This window comes from Pseudonocardia sp. SID8383, from assembly GCF_009864975.1.
Lineage (GTDB): Bacteria > Actinomycetota > Actinomycetes > Mycobacteriales > Pseudonocardiaceae > Pseudonocardia > Pseudonocardia alni.
In genome coordinates, this window is the sequence record NZ_WWFY01000940.1 from 1 (window position 1) to 535 (window position 535).

Sequence of the window (535 nt, forward strand, 5' to 3'; positions counted from 1 at the left end):
CGGGTGCGACGCCAGCGCGGCCGCGTGGACGGTGACCAGGACGGCCGCGACGAGGGCGCACCCGGCCGCGGCGAGCACGATCGACGACGGTGCCGCGGCACGGGCGCTGGTCCGGGCGCGGAGCAGCGCGACCGGCAGGGCGAGCGCCGCGAGGACGGCGGCGGTGATCCCACCCGTGGTGCCGCCGAGCAGCCCGGCGAGGACGGCGGCCCACGTGGCGAGCGCGGCGGGGACGAGGCGCAGGTCGGGTGGGGCGGGACGCTCGGCCGGCTCGTCGAGCTCGTCGTCGAGCTCCCCGTGGACCGCATCCGCCCGGCGGGCTCCGGCGCGGGTCACACCCGCACCAGTTCCTGGAGCTGGGCGAAGCGGCGCTCGCCGATGCCGTCGATCTCCCGCAGCTGCTCGACCCGGCTGAAGCGCCCGTTGGCATTGCGCCAGTCGATGATCTTCTTCGCGGTGACCGGGCCGACGCCGGGCAGGGCGTCGAGGTCGGACGCGGTCGCGGTGTTCAGGTCGATCTTCCCGCCGGGGGCGC

General features: G+C 77.4%; 1 protein-coding gene and 1 pseudogene. Both read right to left on the reverse strand.

The features are described 5' to 3' along the window. Nucleotides 1–336: pseudogene (locus GTW08_RS22430) on the reverse strand (hypothetical protein); the annotation flags it as partial. Further along, on the reverse strand, nt 333–535 hold a 203-nt coding region (locus tag GTW08_RS22435; protein WP_161152481.1), incomplete at its 5' end, for a ComEA family DNA-binding protein. The pseudogene GTW08_RS22430 and the gene GTW08_RS22435, both read right to left, overlap by 4 nt.